General features: G+C 73.3%; 18 protein-coding genes and 1 pseudogene. 15 read left to right on the top strand and 4 right to left on the bottom strand.

Features of this window, described 5'->3' with window-relative positions; all coding sequences use genetic code 11:
• Nucleotides 1-4: 4 nt before the first annotated feature.
• The gene (locus tag ACZ37P_RS21670; RefSeq protein WP_467348155.1) at nucleotides 5-592 is read left to right on the top strand and encodes a TetR/AcrR family transcriptional regulator; all 588 of its coding nucleotides are present in this window, start codon (nucleotides 5-7) and stop codon (nucleotides 590-592) included.
• 79 nt (nucleotides 593-671) lie between these two features.
• Nucleotides 672-1,454 (top strand): alpha/beta hydrolase family protein, encoded by a 783-nt coding sequence (locus ACZ37P_RS21665; protein WP_467348153.1) that lies wholly within the window; start codon nucleotides 672-674, stop codon nucleotides 1,452-1,454.
• 38 nt (nucleotides 1,455-1,492) lie between these two features.
• Here the strand turns inward: ACZ37P_RS21665 and ACZ37P_RS21660 are convergent, their stop codons facing one another.
• Nucleotides 1,493-1,975: an Lrp/AsnC family transcriptional regulator gene (locus tag ACZ37P_RS21660; protein ID WP_188279875.1), complete on the bottom strand. Its 483-nt coding sequence runs from the start codon at nucleotides 1,973-1,975 to the stop codon at nucleotides 1,493-1,495.
• A 180-nt stretch (nucleotides 1,976-2,155) separates the two neighbouring features.
• Here ACZ37P_RS21660 and pdhA point away from each other — a divergent pair, with 180 nt between their 5' ends.
• The 12 genes and pseudogenes from pdhA to ACZ37P_RS21600 all read left to right on the top strand — a co-directional run bounded on the left by pdhA (nucleotide 2,156) and on the right by ACZ37P_RS21600 (nucleotide 17,311).
• Entirely contained in the window at nucleotides 2,156-3,256 is a 1,101-nt protein-coding gene (gene pdhA / locus ACZ37P_RS21655; RefSeq protein ID WP_401305528.1) for a pyruvate dehydrogenase (acetyl-transferring) E1 component subunit alpha, read from the top strand.
• Nucleotides 3,253-4,281 carry an alpha-ketoacid dehydrogenase subunit beta gene (locus ACZ37P_RS21650; protein WP_391041923.1) on the top strand — a complete coding sequence of 343 codons (1,029 nt, stop codon included), beginning with the start codon at nucleotides 3,253-3,255 and terminating at the stop codon, nucleotides 4,279-4,281. Before pdhA ends, ACZ37P_RS21650 begins: the two co-directional genes overlap by 4 nt.
• Nucleotides 4,281-5,612, top strand: coding sequence for a dihydrolipoamide acetyltransferase family protein (locus ACZ37P_RS21645; RefSeq protein ID WP_467348150.1), 1,332 nt, complete (start codon nucleotides 4,281-4,283; stop codon nucleotides 5,610-5,612). Before ACZ37P_RS21650 ends, ACZ37P_RS21645 begins: the two co-directional genes overlap by 1 nt.
• A gap of 136 nt (nucleotides 5,613-5,748) precedes the next feature.
• A pseudogene (locus ACZ37P_RS21640) lies at nucleotides 5,749-6,719 on the top strand (DUF6457 domain-containing protein).
• The gene (locus ACZ37P_RS21635) at nucleotides 6,716-8,266 is read left to right on the top strand and encodes a molybdopterin molybdotransferase MoeA (protein WP_467348148.1); all 1,551 of its coding nucleotides are present in this window, start codon (nucleotides 6,716-6,718) and stop codon (nucleotides 8,264-8,266) included. Before ACZ37P_RS21640 ends, ACZ37P_RS21635 begins: the two are co-directional and overlap by 4 nt.
• A 170-nt stretch (nucleotides 8,267-8,436) precedes the next feature.
• Nucleotides 8,437-9,576, top strand: a complete 1,140-nt coding sequence (locus tag ACZ37P_RS21630) for a potassium channel family protein (protein WP_467348146.1) — start codon at nucleotides 8,437-8,439, stop codon at nucleotides 9,574-9,576.
• A 376-nt stretch (nucleotides 9,577-9,952) separates the two neighbouring features.
• Nucleotides 9,953-10,912, top strand: a complete 960-nt coding sequence (locus ACZ37P_RS21625) for an NAD(P)H-quinone oxidoreductase (protein ID WP_355336726.1) — start codon at nucleotides 9,953-9,955, stop codon at nucleotides 10,910-10,912.
• A gap of 160 nt (nucleotides 10,913-11,072) precedes the next feature.
• A complete protein-coding gene (locus ACZ37P_RS21620) occupies nucleotides 11,073-11,801 on the top strand; it encodes a hypothetical protein (RefSeq protein WP_467348144.1) in 729 nt (242 codons plus the stop codon).
• 101 nt (nucleotides 11,802-11,902) lie between these two features.
• Complete coding sequence (locus ACZ37P_RS21615) at nucleotides 11,903-12,616, top strand: PadR family transcriptional regulator (RefSeq protein ID WP_391158705.1); 714 nt, start codon at nucleotides 11,903-11,905, stop codon at nucleotides 12,614-12,616.
• A 282-nt stretch (nucleotides 12,617-12,898) separates the two neighbouring features.
• Nucleotides 12,899-13,657 carry an ABC transporter ATP-binding protein gene (locus tag ACZ37P_RS21610; protein ID WP_355336729.1) on the top strand — a complete coding sequence of 253 codons (759 nt, stop codon included), beginning with the start codon at nucleotides 12,899-12,901 and terminating at the stop codon, nucleotides 13,655-13,657.
• A gap of 164 nt (nucleotides 13,658-13,821) precedes the next feature.
• Complete coding sequence (locus tag ACZ37P_RS21605) at nucleotides 13,822-16,617, top strand: ABC transporter permease (RefSeq protein ID WP_355336778.1); 2,796 nt, start codon at nucleotides 13,822-13,824, stop codon at nucleotides 16,615-16,617.
• Nucleotides 16,618-16,738: 121 nt separating this feature from the next.
• Complete coding sequence (locus ACZ37P_RS21600) at nucleotides 16,739-17,311, top strand: bacterial proteasome activator family protein (protein WP_391043469.1); 573 nt, start codon at nucleotides 16,739-16,741, stop codon at nucleotides 17,309-17,311.
• 81 nt (nucleotides 17,312-17,392) lie between these two features.
• Here ACZ37P_RS21600 and ACZ37P_RS21595 read toward each other — a convergent pair whose 3' ends face one another.
• Nucleotides 17,393-19,138, bottom strand: a complete 1,746-nt coding sequence (locus ACZ37P_RS21595; RefSeq protein WP_467348142.1) for a Stk1 family PASTA domain-containing Ser/Thr kinase — start codon at nucleotides 19,136-19,138, stop codon at nucleotides 17,393-17,395.
• A gap of 336 nt (nucleotides 19,139-19,474) precedes the next feature.
• Between ACZ37P_RS21595 and ACZ37P_RS21590 the strand changes: the two genes are divergently transcribed.
• The gene (locus ACZ37P_RS21590; protein ID WP_391158700.1) at nucleotides 19,475-20,989 is read left to right on the top strand and encodes a protein kinase domain-containing protein; all 1,515 of its coding nucleotides are present in this window, start codon (nucleotides 19,475-19,477) and stop codon (nucleotides 20,987-20,989) included.
• A 210-nt stretch (nucleotides 20,990-21,199) separates the two neighbouring features.
• On the opposite strand, the gene ACZ37P_RS21585 is transcribed toward ACZ37P_RS21590, so the two are convergent.
• Together ACZ37P_RS21585 and ACZ37P_RS21580 are read right to left on the bottom strand one after the other, a co-directional pair.
• Nucleotides 21,200-22,234 (bottom strand): phosphotransferase, encoded by a 1,035-nt coding sequence (locus ACZ37P_RS21585; protein WP_401305543.1) that lies wholly within the window; start codon nucleotides 22,232-22,234, stop codon nucleotides 21,200-21,202.
• 65 nt (nucleotides 22,235-22,299) lie between these two features.
• Complete coding sequence (locus ACZ37P_RS21580) at nucleotides 22,300-22,959, bottom strand: response regulator (protein WP_401306025.1); 660 nt, start codon at nucleotides 22,957-22,959, stop codon at nucleotides 22,300-22,302.
• Nucleotides 22,960-23,196: the final 237 nt, after the last annotated feature.

Here is a 23,196-nt window from a genome sequence, read left to right as displayed (position 1 = left end):
CCTCATGACCATGCCCAAGCGCGACACCTATACGCCGGATTCGCTGCTCGCCGTCGCCGTCGAGGTCTTCAACGAACGCGGTTACGACGGCACGTCCATGGAGCATCTCTCGCGCGCCGCGGGCATCTCGAAGTCGTCGATCTACCACCATGTGCGCGGCAAGGAAGAACTGCTGAACAGGGCGGTGGGCCGCGCCCTTGAGGGGCTTTTCGGCATCCTGGAGGAGCCCGGAGCGGTCGACGGCCGCGCGGTGCGGCGCCTGAAGTACGTCACCCGGCGTACGACAGAGGTGCTGATGGCGGAACTTCCCTACGTCACCCTTCTGCTGCGGGTGCGCGGGAACACCGACACCGAGCGCTGGGCGATGGAGCGGCGCAGGGAGTTCGACCAGCGGGTGGCGGATCTGTTGAAGGCGGCGGTCGCGGACGGCGATCTGCGCGGCGACGTGGATGTCAGGCTGGCGACCAGGCTGCTTTTCGGGATGATCAACTCGATCGTGGAGTGGTACCGGCCGGAGGCCAAGGGCGCGCTCGACAGGCAGCAGGTGGCGGACGCGGTGGTGCGGCTGGCGTTCGACGGGCTGCGTACGTAGCGACGGCGAGCCGGGCGACCGTGCGGTCGGATGGTCCAGACCATTGACCCACCGGGGGTGGCCCCGGCACGATCCAGCCATGTTCTCCGCTGAGCGATCTGTCGCGCGATTCGGGCCGCCGGTGCGGGCGGCGGCCGCCTCCGCGCTGGCCGTCTCCCTCCTGCTGCTGGCCGGGTGCGGAGGCGGCGGGGGCGCCAAGGACAAGGACAGGGCCGCGCCCGCCCCCGCGCCCACCGCCACGGTGAACGGCTTCGGCTGCCTGTCACCCGAACAGGCCAAGGCGGCCTCGGTGAGTTTCCCGGGCGGGGATGGCCAGGACGTCGAGGGCTATCTGACCGGCACCGGCGGCACCGGGCTGGTGCTGGCCCACCAGGCGGACGGGGACGTCTGCCAGTGGGTGCCGCACGCGCAGGACCTGGCCGCGGACGGCTACCGCGTGCTGGCCGTGAACTCCGCGGGCAGCGAGGTGCGGGAACTCACCGCGGCGGCTGCCTACCTGCGGTCCAAGGGCGTGACGAAGCTGCTGCTGGTCGGCGCGTCCAAGGGCGGTACGGCGGTGCTGTCCGCCGCGGGCACCATCACGCCGCCGGTGGACGCGGTCGTCTCGCTGTCCGCGCCCTCGACGTACTCCGGCATGGACGCCTCGATGGTCGTACCGAATCTGACGATGCCCGTCTTCTACATGGCCGCCGAATTGGACAGCCCCTTCCAGGACTCCACGAAGGAGCTGAGCAAGCTGACGAAGAAGGCGAAGGAGAACGACCTGACGATCGTCGGCGGCTTCAACCACGGCGTGAGCATGCTGTCCGACGAGGCGAACTACGCGAAGGTCAAGGCGTTCCTCAAGAAGTACGGCGGCTGACCGGAGGCGCTGGTCGCGGTCGGGGCCGGCGCCGGTCCTCAGTCGCCGACGACCTGGTCGGTCTCCTCGAAGACCAGCAGGGTGCGGCTGCTGAGGACTTCCTCGATGGCCTGGAGCCGGGTCAGGACCAGTTCCCGCAGGGTCCGGTTGTCGGCGGTGTGGACCAGCAGCAAAACATCGAAATCACCACTTACCAGGGCAATGTGGGCAACACCCGGAAGAGTGATGAGTTGTTCACGGACGGTCCGCCAGGAATTCTGGACGATCTTGAGCGTGATGTACGCGGACGCGCCCTGTCCCGCACGTTCGTGGTCGACGCGAGCGGTGAAACCTCGGATGACCCCGTCCTCGATGAGCCGGTTGATCCGGGCGTACGCGTTCGCCCGTGAGACGTGCACGCGCTCGGCGACGGAGCGTATCGAGGCCCTTCCGTCCTCCTGGAGCAGCCGCAGGATCGTGCGGTCGATCGGGTCCAGCGGTCGGACCTCCGGGTCCTGTGCGGCCATCTGTTCTCTCGCCATCCCCCCGTGCCTCCTTACCATGGACGTACTGGCTCCATCTCAGGCTGTGCAGAACCGTTTGTCCACAGGCGAAACCACCCTGTAGCCAAAATGCCTCCGGCGACCGAACAATCGGTAGGGAGCGACACCCGCTCACGCCCGATCGCTTTTTCGGTCACCGATCACAAGGAGGTGCTCGCGATGACCGTGCTGGACACCCCTGCCTGGCGCCCCCGCACCGAAGCCGCGCCGCTGCTGCCCGACCCGGAGCCGTACCGGCTGCTCGGCACCCCCGCTGCCGCGGAGCTCGACCCCGCCCTGCTCCGCACGCTGTACGGGCAGCTCGTCCGCGGCCGGCGCTACAACCGGCAGGCCACCGCCCTCACCAAGCAGGGCAGGCTCGCCGTCTACCCGTCGAGCACCGGTCAGGAGGCCTGCGAGATCGCCGCCGCTCTCGCGCTGCGGCCCCGTGACTGGCTGTTCCCCAGCTACCGCGACACCCTCGCGGTGGTCGCCAGAGGCGTGGACCCGGTCGAGGCGCTGACACTGCTGCGCGGCGACTGGCACACCGGTTACGACCCGCACGAACACCGGGTGGCGCCGCTCAGCACCCCGCTGGCCACGCAGCTCCCGCACGCGGTCGGGCTGGCCCGCGCCGCCCGGCTGACCGGCGACGACGTCGTGGCGCTCGCCATGGTCGGCGACGGCGGCACCAGCGAGGGCGACTTCCACGAGGCGCTGAACTTCGCGGCCGTCTGGCAGGCCCCGGTGGTCTTCCTCGTGCAGAACAACGGCTTCGCGATCTCCGTGCCGCTCGCCAAGCAGACCGCGGCCCCTTCCTTCGCCCACAAGGCGGTCGGCTACGGGATGCCGGGACGGCTGGTCGACGGCAACGACGCGGCCGCCGTGCACGAGGTGCTGACCGAGGCCGTCGGTCGGGCCAGGGACGGCGGCGGCCCCACGCTCGTGGAGGCCGTCACCTACCGGATGGACGCGCACACCAACGCCGACGACGCCACCCGCTACCGCGACGACGACGAGGTCGCCGCCTGGCGCGCGCACGACCCGATCGCCCTGCTGGAACGGGAGCTGACCGGCCGCGGACTGCTCGACGACGACGTCAGGCGGAGCGCGGCCGACGAGGCCGAGACCATGGCGGCGGACCTGCGGGAGCGGATGAACGCCGATCCGCGGCTCGACCCGATGGAGCTGTTCGCCCACGTCTACGCCGAGCCCACGCAGCAACTGCGGCAGCAGGAGGCCCAGTTGCGGGCCGAGCTGGAAGCGGAGCGGCAGTCGTGACCACCGTCGCACCGACCGCGGGCCGCGCCGCCGCGCCCACCCGCAGACCCGCCACCATGGCGCAGGCCCTCAACCAGGCGCTGCGTGACGCGCTCACGGCCGACGACTCCGTCCACGTCCTCGGCGAGGACATCGGCACCCTGGGCGGCGTCTTCCGGATCACCGACGGGCTCGCCGCCGAATTCGGCGACAGCCGCTGCACCGACACCCCGCTCGCCGAGGCGGGCATCCTCGGCGCGGCGGTCGGCATGGCGATGTACGGGCTCCGCCCGGTGGTCGAGATGCAGTTCGACGCCTTCGCCTACCCGTCGTTCGAGCAACTCGTCAGCCATGTGGCGAAGATGCGCAACCGCACGCGTGGCGCGCTGCCGCTGCCGATCACCATCCGCATCCCGTACGGCGGCGGAATCGGCGGCGTCGAGCACCACAGCGACTCCTCCGAGGCGTACTACGCGCACACCCCCGGCCTCCACGTGGTCACCCCGGCCACCGTCGAGGACGCCTACGGGCTGCTGCGGGCGGCCATCGCCTCCGACGACCCGGTGGTCTTCCTGGAGCCGAAGCGGCTCTACTGGTCCAAGTCCGACTGGTCGCCGGCCGCGCCGGCCGAGGTTCCGCCGATCGGCCGCGCCGTGGTGCGGCGCACCGGCCGCACCGCGACGCTGGTCACCTACGGCCCCTCGCTCCCGGTCTGCCTGGAGGCCGCGGAGGCCGCCAAGGAGGAGGGCTGGGACCTGGGCGTGGTCGATCTGCGCAGCCTCGTGCCCTTCGACGAGGAGACGGTCGCGGCGGCCGTACGCGGCACCGGGCGGGCGGTCGTCGTGCACGAGTCGTCCGGTTTCGGCGGCATGGGCGCCGAGATAGCGGCCCGGATCACCGAGCGCTGCTTCCACCACCTGGAGGCGCCGGTCCTGCGCGTCGCCGGATTCGACATCCCCTACCCGCCGCCGATGCTGGAACGGCACCATCTGCCCGGCGTCGACCGGATTCTCGACGCCGTCGGCCGCTTGCAGTGGGAGGGCTGATGGCCGTCGTCAAGGAATTCACGCTCCCCGACCTGGGCGAAGGGCTCACAGAGGCGGAGATCGTGCGCTGGCTGGTGGAGGTCGGCGAGGTCGTCGCCATCGACCAGCCGGTGGTCGAGGTCGAGACCGCGAAGGCCGTCGTCGAGGTCCCCTGCCCCTACGGCGGTGTCGTGACCGCCCGCTTCGGCGCCGAGGGCGACACCCTCGACGTGGGCCGCCCCCTGGTCACGGTCGCGGTGGGCTCGCACTCCGACGCGGCCGGGAACCCGGTGGGGTCGGACGCCCCGAGCGACTCGGACGCCTCGGGCGGCGCGGCCGATGAGGGCTCGGGCAATGTGCTGGTCGGTTACGGCACCGGTACGGCGGTGGCGCGGCGCCGCGGACGGGTGCGGGCGGTGGACGGGTCGGTGCAGGCGGCGGTTTCGGTCACCGAGGTGCCTGTCGCCGGGGCGCCTGTCGCTGACGGCCCGGTGGCCGTCATATCGCCGCTGGTCCGGCGGCTGGCCAGGGAACACGGGCTGGACCTGCGGGCCCTGGCCGGTACGGGGCCCGACGGGCTGATCCTGCGGGCGGACGTCGAGCGCGCGGTGGCGGCTCCGGCGGCACCTGCCGTGGCTCCGGCCCCGGCTTCCGCGCCGGCGGGGGAGGAGCGGGTGCCGCTGCGCGGGGTACGCGGCATGGTCGCGGACAAGCTGGCCCGCAGTCGGCGGGAGATACCGGACGCCACGTGCTGGGTGGACGCCGACGCCACCGAACTGCTGGCCGCGCGGGCGGCGATGAACGCCTCGGGCGGCGAGCGGATCTCGGTGCTGGCCCTCTTCGCCAGGATCGTGACGGCCGGGCTGGCCCGTTACCCGGAGCTGAACGCCACGGTCGACACCGAGCGGCGCGAGATCGTACGGCTGCCGGCCGTCCACCTCGGCTTCGCGGCGCAGACCGAACGCGGCCTGGTCGTGCCTGTCGTGCGCGACGCCCACACCAGGTCCACGGCCGGGCTCTCCGCGGAGATCGGCCGCCTGACCGAGGCCGCTCGGACGGGGGCGCTGACGCCGCGGGACCTGACCGGCGGCACCGTCACGCTCAACAACTACGGGGTCTTCGGGGTGGACGGTTCCACCCCGATCCTCAACCATCCCGAGGCCGCCATGCTCGGTGTCGGCCGTATCGCCCCCAAGCCGTGGGTTCACCAGGGTGAGTTGGCCGTGCGTCACGTCGTGCAGCTCTCCTTCACCTTCGATCACCGGGTCTGCGACGGTGGGACCGCAGGGGGGTTCCTTCGCTTTGTCGCCGACTGCGTCGAGAGCCCGGCCGTTCTCCTCGCCGCCGTCTGACCCCCCGGGCGCTGGGAGGTCCCCCCGCGCCCCTTAGAGGATCGGCGCACCGTCCAGCGCGGGGGCGCGCCCAAAAAGATCGGGGTGCGCCGGGGCCGGGGATACTCGGGGGGTGGCGACTGGGTTTGATGCGGTGGTGTTGGCCGGAGGTGGGGCGAGGCGGCTCGGGGGGGTGGACAAGGCGGCGGTGGAGGTCGGGGGGCGGATGCTGCTCGACCGGGTGCTGGCGGCGTGCGCGGGGGCGGAGCGGACGGTGGTCGTGGGGCCGCGCCGGGGGACCATTCGGCCGGTGAGCTGGGCGCGGGAGGAGCCGCCGGGGGGCGGGCCGCTGCCCGCGCTCGACGCCGGGCTGACCGCGTTGGCCCACTTGGCCCCATCCGGGCCGCCGCTTCCCGCGCCGGAAATCGTCGTCGTGCTGGCGGCCGATCTGCCGTTCTTGACGGTCGGCGCCGTGACCGGCCTGGTGGAGGCGCTGGGCGCGCTCGGCACCGGGACGGAAGGGGTGCTGCTCACCGACGCGGGAGGGCGGGATCAGCCGTTGGCGGGGGCGTATTGGGGGGAGGCGCTGCGCCGGGAGGTGGCGCTGCTGAAGGGGGAGCACGGCGGGCTGGCGGGGCTGCCGTTGCGGCTGCTGACACGGGAGCTGGTGGTGCGCAGGCGGGCCGATCCGACGGGGGACGCGTCGTTCGACTGCGATACGTGGGAGGACGTGGCGGTGGCGCGGGCACGGCTGGACGGGGTGTCCGAGGGGTGAGCCTGTCCCACAGCGAGCCAGGTTTCAGGGACCATGGCCCTGTGTTGGACGAATGGATCGCAGCAGCCAAGACCGAACTGGGTATCGAGCTGGACGTGGACACCGGCGTCCTGCTCGATCTGGCCCGCGACGCGGCGCACGGCGTCGCTCGTCCGGCCGCGCCGCTGACCACCTTCCTGGTGGGTTACGCGGCGGCGCGCGCGGGCGGCGGCCCCGAGGCCGTACGGGAGGCGGCCGACAAGGCCGCCGCCCTGGCCGTGCGCTGGGCGCAGGAGGCCGACGCGCAGGAGGCCGACGCGCGGAAGCCCGGCACCCCCGGCACCCCCGGCACCGACCCGGAACCGGCGGAATGAGCGGCACCCGTCCCGGCGCGGGCGCCTTCGACCCGCGCGCCTTCGACCCGCGCGCCTCCGACCCGCGCGCCTCCGACGCGGCCGACCGCGCGCTCGACGACGCCCTCGCCCTGGCCAACGAGTCGCGCCGTACCGCCGCCAGCGCGGCCGGTTACGGAGGCCAGGACCGTAACGACCCGCTGTCCGTCGCCCTCCGCCACGGCCGGGACGACACCGCCCCCACCCCGGAGGGCCCCGCGCCCCGGCCCCCCGTCCAGGGCCCGGCCCCCGCGCAGGCACCCGCCCAACCCCAGCGCCAGCCCCAGCCCCAACCCCCGCTCCCCTCCCCCGCCGACGCCGTGCCGTGGCCCGAGGCGCGGCGGATCGCGCGCCGCGTCGGCCGCCGACTCGGCTCCGAAACACGGGAGTTGGGAGAGGACCTGCTGGGCATGACGCTGGCCAGGGCGCTGACGGCGCTGACGGACCTGCCGTCGTTCGACTCCTCCGCGATGGACGGCTGGGCGGTGGCGGGCCCGGGCCCGTGGCGGCTGCGCGGCGCCTCGGTGCTCGCCGGACAGCAGCGCCCGGCGGAGCCGCTGCTCGTCGGCCACGCCGCCCCCATCGCGACCGGCGCCGCCGTGCCGACCGGCACCACCGCGGTGCTGCGCAGCGAACACGGCTGGACGCAGCGCCGCACGGACGGCGAGTGGTTGCAGGTGCGGTCGCCGCACCCCGCGCCCGCGCCGGGCCAGGAGGTCAGAATGCGCGGCCAGGAGTGCAGGGGCGGCGAGGAGTTGCTGCCCGCGGGCACCGTCGTGACGCCCGCCGTACTCGGTCTGGCCGCCGCCGCGGGCTACGACGAGCTGACCGTCACCGTACGGCCGCGCGTCGAAGTCCTGGTCCTCGGCGACGAGTTGCTGGACCACGGCCTGCCCAGGTCGGGGCGGGTACGGGACGCGCTCGGCCCGATGCTCCCGTCGTCGCTGCGCGCGCTCGGCGCCGAAGTGGTGGCGGTACGGCGGCTGGTGGACGACGCCGACCTCCTGCGCAGGGCGGTCCGCGAGAGCACCGCCGACCTCGTGGTCACCACCGGCGGCACCGCGGGCGGACCGGTCGACCACCTGCACCCGGTCCTCGCCGCGCTCGGTGCGAAACTGCTGGTCGACGGCGTCGCCGTCCGCCCGGGACACCCCATGGTGCTGGCCGAACTCCCCTCGGGCACCCACCTCATCGGGCTGCCCGGCAACCCGCTGGCCGCCGTGTCCGGCGTCCTGACCCTCGCCGCCCCCCTGCTGCGGACCCTCGCGGGCCGCCCCGTACCGGCCCCGTACGCGGCCCCGCTCACCGCCGACGTGCCGGGTCACCCGGTCGACACCCGGCTCGTCCCGGTGGTCTTCGACGACGACTCCGCCGCGCGCCCGCTCACCTACTCCGGCCCCGCCATGCTCCGCGGCCTCGCCGCCGCCGACGGCATGGCCGTGATCCCGCCCGGCGGCGCCCGCGCGGGCGACGACACGGCCGTACTCGACACCGGGGCGCTCGCGCTGGCGTGGGGGAGCGGCACGTGAGGGCACCCCGGTGCGTACGCGGTGGTGCTCGATACGTGAAGGTACGGGGTACGTGACCGCCGTCAGCCCATGTCACGTGGTACGTGATCCCGTACGCGAAGCGATACGTCGTCGGACCGGTGGACGACACCGGTATATGAAGGTGAGCGGCACATGATGGGGAGCGGGATATGAAACTGCCCCGGTACGACGCGGCGGCCGGTCGCGCCGATCCTCCCCCCGGCGGCGCGGACAGCGCCGACGGCACGGGCGACGGCAGCGCCTCGGCGGCGATCTCCGCCGGTACGGCGGGGTACCGCCGGGTGGCCTTCCCGCGTCCCGCCGCGGGCCCGCTGCTCCAGGTCTCGCGCCGCCTGCTGATGGCGCTGCTGGTCCTGCTCGCCACCGTCCTGATCGTCTACTTCGACCGCGGCGGCTACCACGACAACGCCAACGGCTCGGTGTCGTTCCTGGATTCGCTCTACTACGCGACGGTGACGCTGTCGACGACCGGCTACGGCGACATCGTCCCGTACAGTACGGGCGCCCGGCTCGCGAACACCTTCCTGGTGACGCCGTTGCGCGTGATCTTCCTGATCATCCTGGTCGGGACGACCCTGGAAGTGCTGACCGAGCGGACCCGCGAGCAGTTCCGCCTCAAGCGCTGGAGGAGAACCTTGCGCGATCATGTGGTCATCGTCGGATACGGGACCAAGGGCCGGTCGGCGGCCCAGACGTTGATCGGCCGCGGCATCCCGCAGAGCCGGATCGTGATCGTCGACCCGAGCCCCAAGGTCGTGCAGGCCGCGACGGACGAGGGGTACGTCGCCGTCGTCGGCGACGCCACCCGCAACGACGTGCTGCTGCGGGCCGAGGCCCAGGTCGCCAAGGAGATCGTCATCGCCGCGCAGCGCGACGACACCGCCGTGCTCGTCACGTTGACCGCGCGTCAGCTCAACAAGCGCGCCCATATCGTCGCGTCCGTCCGCGAGGAGGAGAACGCGCCGCTGCTGCGGCAGTCCGGGGCCAACGCCGTCATCACCAGTTCCAGTGCCGCCGGGCGGCTTCTCGGGCTGTCCATGCTCAGCCCCAGCGTCGGGGTCGTCATGGACGACCTCATCACTTACGGGAGCGGGCTCGATCTCATCGAACGGCCGGTGACCAAGGCCGAGGCGGGGCAGGCGCCGCGTGACCTCCACGACCTCGTCGTGTCGGTCAAGCGGGGGCATCGGCTTCTCGACCACGACGATCCGGAGGCTGCGCCTCTGCTTCTCACCGACCGCGTGATCGCCATCCACCGTGCCGGGCCCGCCGGCCCGCCCCTCGCCTAGGCCCCCACCCGCACGTGCGCAGAACCCCCCTTTCAGGGGCGCGGCCCCTCGCGTCTCCTTCGCCTCGGCCGGTGCGCCAGGCGCGCAGGGCGTGTTTTTTTAGGGGCGCGGGGAACTGCGCGACCAGCCCCCGCCGGGCTGTCAGCCCGGGAACGACGGCATCTGCCCCGCTGGGGCCGGTTTTTTCGGCCGCGCCACGGTGGGGGCTGGTCGCGCAGTTCCCCGCGCCCCTTGAAAGATCGGCTGGCCGTCCGGCGCAAAGGAACCGGCGGGGGCCGTGCCCCCGGAGAGACTCGGCGGGCCGTCCGGCGCAAGGGAAACGGCGGGGTGGGGCCGTGGCGGGCTGGGGGGCTGAGGGCGGCGGTAGCCTCGGGGGATGTATGCGATGACGATTCCGGAGCCGGGCGGGCCCGAGGTGTTGACGTGGGCGGAGGTGGGGGATCCGGTCGCGGGGGAGGGCGAGGTCGTCGTCGAGGTGGCGGCGACGGCGGTGAACCGGGCGGATCTGTTGCAGCGGCAGGGGTTCTACGAGCCGCCGCCGGGGGCGTCGCCGTATCCGGGTCTCGAGTGTTCGGGGCGGATCGTCGAGGTGGGCTCCGGGGTCGCGGGGTGGCGGGTCGGGGACGAGGTGTGCGCGCTGCTCGCGGGCGGCGGATACGCGCAGAAGGTGGCGGTGCCGGCGGGCCAACTGCTGCCGGTGCCCAAGGGGATCGACCTGGTGACGGCGGCGGCGCTGCCCGAGGTGACGGCCACGGTGTGGTCGAACGTGTTCCTCACCGCGCACCTGCGCCCCGGCGAGACGCTGCTGGTGCACGGCGGCTCCAGCGGGATCGGCACGATGGCGGTCCAGCTCGGCAAGGCAGTGGGGGCGACGGTCGCCGTCACGGCGGGGAGCGCCGAGAAGCTGGCGGCCTGCCGGGAGTTGGGCGCGGACATCCTGATCAACTACCGCGAGCAGGAGTTCGAGAAGGCCGTCACGGCCGACGTGATCCTCGACATCATGGGCGCGAAGTACCTCGGGCGGAACGTGGACGCGCTCGCGGTCAACGGCCGCCTGGTCGTCATCGGCCTCCAGGGCGGCCTCGTGGGCGAGCTGAATCTGGCCACGCTGCTGAGCAAGCGCGCCGCCGTCGCCGCGACCTCGCTCCGGCCTCGGCCGCTGGACGAGAAGGCCACGATCGTGGCGGCGGTACGCGAGCACGTGTGGCCGCTGATCGAGGCCGGAACCGTACGGCCGGTCGTGGACCGTACGCTCCCGCTGCGGGACGCGGCCGAGGCGCACCGCGTGGTGGACGGCAGCACCCACATCGGAAAAGTGCTCCTGACCACGGCATGAACACGCCCTCTCGCGGATAACGGTCCGATACGGAGCCGGCCGTCCGGGATGCCGGAAATGTTGCCGCGTGTGACGCTGAATCCACACAGGGTTCGGTGGAGAGGCGGGACGTGTGCGGCGGGCACCCGACAGGCGATGCGCGATACGGAGGGCGGCGCCCGTGCTGCTCGCGGGGGCGCTGCTCGTTCCGGCGACGGCGACGGCGACGGTGATGGCGACGGGCTCCGCGTGGGCGGTCGCGCCCGGGCCCGACGAGCCCACGGCCCCGGCGGTCCGTCCGCTCCCGGCGCCGGGCGCGGACATCGTCACCGAGGTGCTCACCGGGCTGGTCCCCGGCCTCGTCGGCCGGCACGAGACGGTCGGCGGCCCCGGACACGGGGGACGCCAGGACGCCGCGCCGACCACCGGGCCCAGCGGGCCGTCGGTGACGGAGGAGCCCACCACCGAGCCGACCGCTCCGGCCACCCCCACCCCCACCCCCACCGCTCCGGCCGCCAAGCCGGCCCCCGACCCCACGGTCGGCGTCCGGCCCCCGGCCTCCCCCGCCGTTCCCGCCACCCCGGCGGGCCCGCTGCGGCCACCGGTCCCGACACCGACGTCCGTACCGGGCGACGGGGCCGCCAGGCCGCCGCTCACCCCGCCCGTACGGTCCACCTACGGCGCCGCGCGCTCCGCGCCCTTCCTGGTCCCCGACGGCGGGCCCGCCCAGGCCCCGCCGCGCCCTTCGGCGCCCGCAGCACCCGACGCCGCCCGCACCCAGGCCCGCGCGCAGACTCCCGCCGTCTACGAGCCCGGCCGCCGCGTCCTGCGCATCCTCCCCTTCGGCGCCGGCCTCGCCCTGGTCGGCCTGGGTCTCGGCTTCCTGGGCCTGCGCCTGCGCCGCGACTGACCCCGAGGCGGTCGCACGCGCCCCTCATGTCCCGTTGTGCCCGGTTGGACGGGTCGCCGCGGCCTTGAAAGGCGGGTCCATACTCGGTATACATACTCAGTATGTCGATCCGCCACGGCCTGCTGGCCCTCCTGGAGCGGGGGCCGCGATACGGCTTCCAGCTCAGAACAGAGTTCGAGTCCCGCACCGGTTCCACCTGGCCGCTGAACGTGGGGCAGGTGTACACGACGCTGGCGCGGCTGGAGCGCGACGGGCTGGTGGTGCCGGCGGGCGAGGACGACGCCGGACACGCGCTGTACGCCATCACGGAGGGCGGGCGGGGTGAGCTGCGGGAGTGGTTCGCCCGGCCCGTGGACCGGGCGAATCCGCCGCGGAACGAGCTGGCGATCAAGCTGGCCATGGCGGTCGGATCGCCGGAGGTTGACGTGCGGGCCGTCATCCAGGCGCAGCGCGCGCACACCATCCGGGCGATGCAGGACTACACCCGGCTGAAGGGCCAGGCGCTGGAGGCGGCGCCCGCGCAGAGCGGGGCGCCGGACCGCGACGACGTGGCCTGGCAGCTCGTTCTCGACCAGCTCATCTTCCAGGCGGAGGCCGAGGCGCGGTGGCTCGACCACTGCGAGACCCGGCTCGTACGGCTGACGGCGCTGGCGCCGACGGCCGAGGCCGCCGCACCGGCCCCGACTCCCGATCCCGCCGGTTCCGCCGACCCCGCCGACGGCGGCGGCCTGGACGACGGGAAGGGCGACGAGAAGGACGCCGCGCCGGACGGGGTGCTGCGCGGCGCGCTGAGGCGGACACGGGCCCGCCGCTGAGCCGCGCGCCGACCGGCACCCGGCCCCGTACGCCTGACCGCGTACGTCCGGCCCGTACGTCCGGCACCTAAGCCCGACCCCGTACGCCCCACCCCGTACGCCCCACCCCTGCGCCCGGCCGCGTCGCGCGGCCACCTCCCGGCCAGGACCGGCCCGCCCGACCAGCGGCCGGACCACCGCCACCCGAGCACCCCGAAACCCGAGCACGCCGAAACCCGAGCACACCAGCACCCGAGCACTTCGCCGCACGAGCACTCCACGACCCTGGGGGACGCACCGCCCATGTCCGTAAAGCCGCACACCGAAGCCGCGCCGCCGGAAGCGCCCGTCCTCCGCCTGGAAGCCCTCACCCGCGTGCACGGCACCGGAGCGACCGAGGTGCACGCGCTGCGCGGGATAGACCTGGACGTGCGTCCGGGGGAACTGGTCGCCGTGATGGGCCCTTCGGGCTCGGGCAAGTCCACGCTGCTGACCATCGCGGGCGGCCTCGACCTGCCGACGTCCGGCCGGGTGATCGTGGAAGGCACGGACCTGACCACGGCCAGCCGCAAGGAGATCGCGGCCCTGCGCCGCCGCAGCATCGGCTACGTCTTCCAGGACTACAACCTGATACCGGCGCTGACGGCCGCCGAGAACGTGGCACTCCCCCGCGAGCTGGACGGCACCGGCGCCCGCAAGGCGCGCCGCGAGGCGGTCGCCGCGCTGGAGGAGATGGGCCTGGGCGAGCTGGCCGACCGCTTCCCCGACGAGATGTCCGGCGGCCAGCAGCAGCGGGTGGCCATCGCCCGCGCGCTGGTCGGCGACCGCCGCCTCGTCCTGGCGGACGAGCCCACCGGCGCGCTGGACTCGGAGACCGGCGACACCGTACTGGCGCTGCTGCGCTCGCGCTGTGACGCGGGCGCCGCGGGCATCCTGGTGACGCACGAGCCGCGGTTCGCCGCGTGGGCGGACCGGGTGGTCTTCCTGCGGGACGGCTCCGTCGTGGACATGACGCTGCGCTCCTCCGCCGAGTCGCTGCTGACCGGCGGTGCGGCCCAGTGAGCGGCGCCGCCTCGCAGGACCCCGCCGCCTCGCAGGACCGCGCCGCCTCGCAGGACCGCGGCCCGAGCGCCCGCGCGGGGAACCTCAACTCGTGGCGCGCCGCCATCCGCATCGCCCGCCGTGACGCCTGGCGCTCCAAGGGCCGCAGCGCGATGGTGCTGGCGATGATCGCGCTGCCGATCATCGGCGTGAGCGCCGCCGACATCACCATCCGCAGCTCCCAGTTGAGCCCGGAGCAGAAGCTGAGCCGAGACATCGGCGCCGCCGACGCGCGCCTTGCGGACGCCGACGCCAACGGGCGGCCGATCTACCAGGACCCGCCCGCGGACATCTGGACCTCGGTGAAGGACGCCACCGCGGACCCGGACGCCACGCCGTCGGCGGCGGACCTGGCGGAACAGCAGGAGACCCCGAAGCCGACCGACCCGCTGACCGCGCTGCCCCGGGGCGCGCGCTGGATCTCCGACTCCCAGACCTACGCCCGCTTCAAGACGAAGTACGGTCTGCTCGCCGCCCCCGTGCGGGAGTTGGAGGCGGGCGACCCGCTGGCGCGCGGCATCACCCACCTGGACCGCGGGCGCTACCCGGCGGCCGACCACGAGGTCATCGCCACCACCGCGTTCCTCAAGTCCGCCGGTCTGAAGGTCGGTTCGAAGCTCGTCGTCCGCGACGTGGACCGTACGTACAAGATCGTCGGCGCGTACGACCTGCCGGACACGCTCGGCACCGAGCAGGTCATCGCGCGGCCGGGCGCTTTCATCGCGCCCTACACCGCGGCGCGCAAGGCGCTGAACGGCGAGGACGACTCGGCCTACACCACCTACCTGGTGGGGTTGCCGAGCGGCGACTACTCCTGGCAGATGGTGCAGCAAGCCAACACCCGGGGCATCTACGTCAAGTCCCGCGCGGTGGTGCTGCACCCGCCCGCCGACTCCGAAGTGCCGCTCTACACGAAGTCGCGCAACGGCAGCGCCCCCTACCGCACCGGCGACACGGGGAAGGCCACGGCCGTCGCCGTGGCGGCGACCATCGTCGGCCTGTCGATGCTGGAGATCTGCCTGCTGGCCGGTCCCGCCTTCGCCGTCGGCGCGCGGCGCTCGCGCCGCCAGCTCGGCCTGGTCGGCGCCAACGGCGGCGACCGCCGCCACATCCGGGCGATCGTGCTCTCCGGCGGCCTGGTGATCGGCGTCGCCGCGGCCGTCGTCGGCACCCTGCTGGGCCTGCTGCTCACCGTCCTGCTCCGCTCCCCGCTGGAGGACTTCGTCGGCCGCCGCTTCGGCGGTCTGACGCTGCGCCCGCTCGAACTGCTCGGCATCGCGGGCCTGGCCGTACTCACCGGTCTGCTGGCCGCCGTCGTGCCCGCGGTCACCGCGTCCCGGCAGAGCGTGCTGGCGTCGCTGACCGGGCGGCGCGGTGTGCGGCACGCCAACCGCGTGCTGCCGGTCCTCGGCATCGGCGCGATCTGCCTCGGCGGCGGCATCGCGGTCTTCGGCTCGCTGCGCACCGACAGCACCCTCGCGGTCGGCGGCGGCTCCGGCATCGCGGAGCTGGGCATCGTCGCGCTCACCCCCACTCTGGTCGGCATGTTCGGCAGGACCGGCAAGTGGCTGCCGCTGTCCCCGCGGCTCGCGCTGCGCGACGCGGTGCGCAACCGGGGCCGTACGGCGCCCGCGGTCGCGGCCGTGCTGGCCGCCGTCGCCGGTACGGTCGCGGTCGCCACGTACTCCGCGAGCGCCGACCGGCAGGACAGGGACGCGTACGAGGCCCAACTGCCGCGCGGCGTCGTGGCGGTGGCGGCCTACAGCGACCGCGGGCGTGACCTGACCGCGGTGCGCGCGGCGGTCGAGAAGCGTTACCCGGTCTCCGGCCGCGCCGACGTGTCCGCGATGGTCGTCGGCGGCAAGAACTGCCAGGCGGGCGGCGGTGGCGGCGACGGCTGCGGCGACGTCCAGCCGGTGAAGCCGGCCGCCAACGTGTGCCCGACCGACCGGCCGGAGGGCGCGACCGCGCTCACCCTGGCCGAGCGCCGTGCCCTGGCCCACGACTGGCGCTGCGCGTACGTGGAGGGCCTGACCGCCATGCCCACCAGCAGCGCCGTCCTGATCGGCGGCCCGGCCGTCCTGCACGCCCTCGGCATCCGGGACGGGGACGCGGAACAGGCGCTGGCGCGCGGCGAGACCGTGCTGTTCGACAAGGGGTACCTCGACCGCGGCACGCTCAAGCTGAAGATCACCCTGGACACGAACAAGGCGGTGCCCGACGGACAGGAGCCGGTCGGCCCGGTCAAGTCGGTGCCGGTGCACCTGGCGGCCGAGGGCCGTGACCGGACGTACGGGCTGCTGGCCGTGATGCCGCAGCAGGCCGCCGACGGCGTCGGGATCGACACGATGCCGCTGGGCTCCTTCTACACCAACGCCCGGATGCCCAACGGCCCCGAGCGGCAGGCGCTGGACAGCGACCTCGCCAAGATCGGCACCGACACGGAGGTCTATCTGGAGCGCGGCTACACCAGGGACAACAGCCTCGTGCTGCTCGCCCTGACGCTCTTCGCGGGCCTGGTCACCATCGGCGCCGCGGGCATCGCCACCGGCCTCGCGCAGGCCGACGCCGAGCCCGATCTGAAGACGCTCGCCGCGATCGGCGCGCCGCCGCGGGTGCGGCGCACGCTCTCCGGCCTCCAGTGCGGGGTGATCGCCACGATGGGCGTGGTGCTCGGCTCGGCGGCGGGCGTGCTGCCCGCGGTGGGGCTGCGGCACACCGAGCGGCGCGAGCAGTGGAAGTACTACCACCAGGCGCTGGACGGGGGCTGGGGCGGCACGAGCAGGCTGCCGCACGTGCCGATCGTCGTCCCGTGGAGCACGCTGGCCCTGCTGATCGTCGCCGTGCCGCTCGGCGCCGCTCTGCTCGCGGCCCTGGTCACCCGCTCGCGCACCCAGCTCGCCCGCCGCGCGGAGCCGTAAACCGGGGCGCGCGCGGAGGAAGGCGGCGGTGTCGGCCGGGCCCCGTACGGGAGACGGGACCTGGCCGACGCCGCCGCGCGTCCTAAGGGACAATGGCGGTATGGAGATGCCGATGAACGCGATGAACGAACGCTCGCCGGAAAGCTCGCAGAATCCGCAGAATCCGCAGCACTCACCGAATCAGCAGGTCCTGATCGTCGGTTCCGACGGAATGGCCCTGGGAGGCGCGCCGACCGGTGACGGCGGCGAGCACGGCGAGATCCCGGTGACGGAGATGGTCGAGCAGCCCGCGAAGGTCATGCGCATCGGCAGCATGATCAAGCAGTTGCTGGAGGAAGTGCGCCAGGCGCCGCTCGACGAGGCCAGCCGCGTACGCCTGAAGGAGATCCACGCCAGCTCGGTGAAGGAGCTGGAGGCCGGGCTCGCGCCCGAGCTGGTGGAGGAGCTGGACCGGCTCTCGCTGCCCTTCACCAACGACAGCGTGCCCAGCGAGGCGGAGCTGCGGATCGCCCAGGCCCAGCTCGTCGGCTGGCTCGAAGGGCTCTTCCACGGCATCCAGACCGCGCTGTTCGCCCAGCAGATGGCGGCCCGCGCCCAGCTCGAACAGATGCGGCGCGCCCTGCCGCCCGGCGCCGGCGGCCACGAGGAGGACGACGGCGGCAACCAGGGCGCCCGCTCGGGCCCGTATCTCTAGTCCGGATCTCTCGTCCGGATCTCTCGTCCGGCCTTATATCCGCATCTGAGCCGGTGAGGTGTCGCACCGGCGGGGGCCCGGTCAGTTCGAGCTCTTGCCGGTGGACACCCAGATGGTGACCTTGCCGCCCTTCTTCGGGTTGTAGTCCTCCAGATACTTCGGGGTCTGGCTGGTCACCGCGCCCTTGCCCCACTGCTGCTCGTCGGTCTGCTTGATCGTGTACTGCCAGCCCGCCGCCTTGATGCAGGCGACGACCGAGTCCACGTAGATCGACGTGAAGTCCGGCATCGTCATGACGTCCGGGTCGTTCGAGATCAGGTCGTTGTGCGCCTTGGTGCACTTGTCGGGGTCGATCGTGCGGCTCTGGTCGCCGTTCACGACGTCGCCCGCGCCGGTGCCCGTGGTCGGGTCGTCGGACGCCTGGGTCGAGGACGAGGTCGTCGGGCCGCCCGACTGGTCGTCCGCGCTGGGGCTGCCCTTGCCGCCGCCGCTGTTGGCCAGGACGATCGCGACGATCACCGCGATGGCCACGACCACGACGGCCGCGCCCGCGATCAGCGGTGTGTTGGACTTCCCGCCGCCACCGGTGCCGCCGCCGACACCGCCGGGGCCGCCTATGCCGCCGCCCGGGTGACCGCCCGCGCGCTGCTGCGGCATCTGCTGCTGGTGCTGCTGGTGCTGCATCTGGGGCGCCATGGTGTACGCCGGGGTCGGCGGCGGCGTCGGGGACTGCTGCGGGTAGCCGTACGCCGAGGGCAGCGACGGGGCCGGCGCGGGCTGCCCGTAACCGCCCTGCTGCGGATTGCCCGGCGCGTACGGCGTCCGCATCTGCGGCGGCGGGGTCTGGAGCGGGCCCTGCGCGTACGGGAAGACCGACGCCGCCACGTCCTGGCCGCGGTTGCCGGTGGGCGGCGCGGAGCCGGACATCAGCGGCATCGTGTCGCGCCGCGTGGCCGCCAGGACCCGGTCCGACTCGTCGTGCATCGCGTCCGCGGTCGGGAAGCGCTCCGCGGGGTTCTTGCGCAGCGCGCGCGCCACCAGCGCGTCCACGGCCGGGCCCAGCGCGCGGTTGAACGTCGACGGCGCGGGCGGGATCTCCTGTACGTGCTGGTACGCCATCGCCAGCGGCGAGTCCGCGTCGAAGGGCAGCCGCGCGGTCAGCAGCTCGAAGAGCATGCAGCCGACCGAGTACAGGTCGGAGCGCTCGTCCACACCGCGCCCCAGCGCCTGCTCCGGCGACAGGTACTGCGGGGTGCCGACCACCATGCCGGTCTGCGTCATCGAGGTGACACCGGACTGCATGGCGCGCGCGATGCCGAAGTCCATGACCTTGACCACACCGCGCTTGGTGATCATCACATTGCCGGGCTTGATGTCCCGGTGGACCAGGCCCATCTCGTGGCTGACCGCGAGCGCCGCCAGCACGTCCCCGGTGATCTTCAGCGCCTTGTCGGCGGGCATCGCGCCGTGCTGCGCCACATCGGCGGCCAGCACGTCGCCGAGCGGGCTGCCCTCGACGTACTCCATGACGATGTACGGCACGAGCTGGCCGTCGATGGTGTCCTCGCCGGAGTCGAAGACGGAGACGATGTTGGTGTGGTTCAGCTTCGCGACGGACTGAGCCTCGCGGCGGAAGCGCTCGCGGAAGGACTGCTCGTTGCCCAGGTTGGTGTGGAGGGTCTTGACGGCCACCGGCCGGTCGAGCACGGTGTCGTGCGCCAGGTGCACAGACGCCATGCCGCCCTCGCCCAGCAGGTCGCGCAGCACGTACCGCCCGCCGCCGACCGAGCGCCCCGTGTACTCGCCCTGCGTGGCGTCCCCGCTCATCTGTACCGCTACCCCCTGGAAAGTCCACCGGGGAGAGGGTCGCGCCGGTACCTGTGCGGTTGCCTGTGGCGATATTCGTCCCCGAGCTTGCCCGCCAAGTCTGGCCCATCGCACGGACACGTCAAGTTCGTTGACCATCTCGTCACCTGACGCACATCGGGCACGCACATGCTGTGTATCCCCGCGGGACCGCCGTATTGAGGTGCTGTGACGCGGACGTGTGCCCGGTGGGGCACGCGAAAGCGGTACGGTGGCCGCTCCGGGGCATCCGTACGATACGGGCGTCCGCGCGCGCCCGCCCGGACGATGACCGCGTACGAACGACGGCGAGGACTGATGGTCGACCCCAAAGAGACGGCCCCGGGCCCCGGAGCGTCGGAGACATCCGGCCAGTGGGGCGTGGGCACCGTCGTCGGCGAGGGCCGCTACCGGCTGACCGGGCGGCTCGGCCGCGGCGGCATGGCCGAGGTCTTCGCGGCGGAGGACGTACGCCTGGGCCGGATCGTGGCGGTGAAGCTGCTGCGCACCGACCTCGCCGAGGACCCGGTCTCCAAGGCCCGCTTCACCCGCGAGGCCCAGGCCGTCGCGGGTCTGAACCACCACGCGGTGGTCGCGGTCTACGACTCCGGCGAGGACCGTACGCCCACCGGCACCGTCCCCTACATCGTGATGGAGCTGGTCGAGGGCCACACCATCAGGGACCTGCTCTCCAGCGCCGAGCCGCCGCCCGTCGACCAGGCGCTGCTGATCGTCTCCGGCGTCCTCGAAGCGCTGGCCTACAGCCACCAGCACGGCATCGTGCACCGCGACATCAAGCCCGCCAACGTGATCATCACCACGAACGGCGCGGTCAAGGTCATGGACTTCGGCATCGCGCGGGCGCTGCACGGCGCCCAGAGCACGATGACGCAGACCGGCATGGTCATGGGCACCCCGCAGTACCTCTCGCCCGAGCAGGCGCTCGGCAAGGCCGTCGACCACCGCAGCGACCTGTACGCGACCGGCTGTCTCCTCTACGAGCTGCTGGCGCTGCGTCCGCCCTTCACCGGCGAGACGCCGCTCTCGGTGGTCTACCAGCACGTCCAGGACGAGCCGCAGGTCCCGTCGCAGATCAGCGACCGGGTGCCGCCCGAGCTGGACGGGCTCGTGCTGCGCGCGCTCGCCAAGCAGCCGGACGACCGGTTCCAGAGCGCCGAGGAGATGCGCGGCGTCGTCCAGTACGCGCACCAGGCGCTCGTCCAGCAGGGCGGCTGGACCGGCGGCATGTGGAACACCGGCGTCATCACCCCCCTCGCGGGCCCCCGGACCGGCGGCATGTCGCCGACCGTCGTGGCACAGGGGCGGCCCGGCAACAGCACCACCGCCGAATTCGGCGCCCCGCTGCTCGCCGGAATCTCCGGCACCGGTGACGACGACGGCGGTCAGGGCTACGGCGAGCGGCCGCCGGGCGGCGGCGGCAACCGCTGGCTCAAGCCGGTGCTCTTCGCCATCGCCGCGGTGCTGGCCATCGCGCTGGGCGTCTACTTCGCCACGCGCGGTACCGGCGGGGACGGCGGCGCCCCCGCCAACTCCCCGTCGCCGTCGGTGACCCAGGACACGGGCACCCCGTCCGACCCGCCGTCCACGGAGCCGACGGAGACCGGGTCCGACCAGACCGACCCGACCACGACTCCGGCGACGACCCCGCCGACGACTCCGTCCACGACCCCGCCGACGACTCCGACCACCAAGCCCCCCACGACCCCGCCGACGACTCCGCCGACCACGCCCCCCACCACCCCTCCGACCACGCCCCCCACCACCCCGCCGACGACCCCGCCGACGTCGGACGCGGCCACCCCGGCGGAGTAGCCCACCCGCACGGCGGGTCGGAGCCCCGTAGGGGCGCGGGGAACTGCTCGCTCAGCCAGCGCGATGGTGCGCCGTGAAAAACCGGCCCCAGTGGGGCAGATGCTGTTGTTTTCGGGCTGACAGCCCGGTGGGGGCTGGTGGCGCAGTTCCCCGCGCCCCTAAAAACTCGGGGTACCGCCCTGCGTAAGGGCGCCCTTGTCGGGGGGGCCGTTAGGACGTGAAGGCGTCGATGACGGCGCCGTATTCGGCCGTCCACCAGACGGCCAGGGCGGAGGCGGGCGGGAAAAGAGGATCACTGCGGGGGTCACGCCGCTGATAACGCCACTGGAGCATCCAGAAGTCGTTGAGGCGTTCCCACCAGACGCGGTGGACGGCGGCGGCCAGCTCGGCGACGGGAACCCCCGCCGCGGAGCGGTAGGCACGGGCGTAGGAGCGGATCTTCCGCAGGTCGAGACGCCCGTCCAGCGGGTGGACGAAGAAGATGGCGGCGGCGCGTACCGCCTCCTCGGCACGCGGCTGCACACCGAGCCGGTCCCAGTCGACGATGGCGGCGGGCTCCTCACCGCGGTAGAGCAGGTTGAGCGGGTGGAAGTCGCCGTGCACCCAGCCGCTGACCGTCCCGTCGGCGTCCGGCGGCCGGCGGTGGGCGTGGCGGCGCAACAGGGCGCGGCGCTCCAGCAGCCGGTGCTCGGCGAGTTCGTCGAAGGCGTCGCGCGGCCGGTGCCGGCGTACCAGCGCGAGCAGTTCGTCGATCTGCGCGTACGTACGGTCCGGGTCGGCGCTCGGGTGGTGGCGTTGGTCCTCCGGCGGGGGCGGCTGCACGCGGGCGAGCCCGGCGTGCACCATGCCGAGCAGCGTGCCGAGCCGCCGCGACTGCGTGGCGGTCAGCTCGGTGCCCTCGCGGTGCCTGCCCTCGATCCAGGGGAAGAGCGCGTATCCGTGGCCGCCGAGCCGCGCGACCGTACGCCCGCGGGAGTCCGGCAGGGGCGCGGCGACGGGCAGTCCGAGGCCGACCAGACCCCGCGTCGCGCGGTGCTGCCGGGCGATCACGCCGGGGTCCGCGGTGTCCCGGGCGACGTACTGCTTGAGGAAGAACCGGCCGCGGGTGGTGGTCACCTCGTAGCCCTTGTTGAGCAGTCCCCGGGGAACGGGTACGCAGGTCAGCGGGGTACCCGCGTCCTCGTAGCGGCGCAGCAGAGCGGTCAGCGAAGCCCGCGCCGGCGGCACCTTCGCCGTGCCCGTCACGTGCAGAAGCGTAGATCACCGCGACACCCCGCCCGCGCGGACTGGCGCCGACCCCCTGGGACGTGCTAAGGCATATGCCTCCGGTCACCCTCGGCATGCATGCGGGCCACGTACGCGGCGGCCTGGGTGCGCCGCTCCATGCCGAGCTTGGCGAGCATCGAGGACACGTAGTTCTTCACCGTCTTCTCCGCCAGGTGCAGGCGCTCGCCGATCTGGCGGTTGGTGAGGCCCTCGCCGATCAGGTCGAGGATGCGGCGCTCCTGGGCGGTCAGGTCGGCCGTACGGTCGTCGCCCTCGGAGCGCGCGCCGCCGTGCCGGAGCCGGTCCAGGACCTTGGCGGTCGCGACCGGGTCCAGCAGCGACTTTCCCGCGGCCACGTCGCGGATGGCGTCGATCAGGTCGTTGCCGCGGATCACCTTGAGCACGTATCCGGCGGCGCCCGCCATGATCGCGTCGAAGAGCGCCTCGTCGTCCGCGAAGGACGTCAGCATCAGGCACTTGATCGACGGGTCGTGCGAGCGGACCTCGCGGCACACCTCGACGCCGCTGCCGTCGGGCAGCCGTACGTCGAGCACCGCGACGTCCGGGCGGGTGGCCGGAATGCGCGCCACCGCCTCCGCGGCGTTCCCGGCCTCGCCGACGATCTCGATTCCCGGCTCGGCCGAGAGGAGTTCGTGCACCCCGCGCCTGACCACCTCGTGGTCGTCGAGCAGGAACACGCGGATTGTGGGGCTATTTCCTTCTACAGGCACCTGCCCAGCGTCGCACCGCCGGGAGCTCCCCGCCTCTTACGGACGACAGCCCGCGCCTCTCACGGACGACAGCGCCGCCTCTTACGCACTTTCCGTATCCGGGATACGGTGCGGTTGTCCCGGTGGCCTGCGGTAACGCGTATTTACTAGGAACTCCAAGCAAAACCGCAGGTCGGACGGCTTCGCGCGATGGCGTGGGTTATAGGTAAC

The sequence above is a fragment of the Streptomyces sp. NPDC024632 genome (assembly GCF_055559175.1).
Note: the sequence above shows the minus strand (reverse complement) of the source record. Positions and strands in the feature narration are given on the sequence as shown.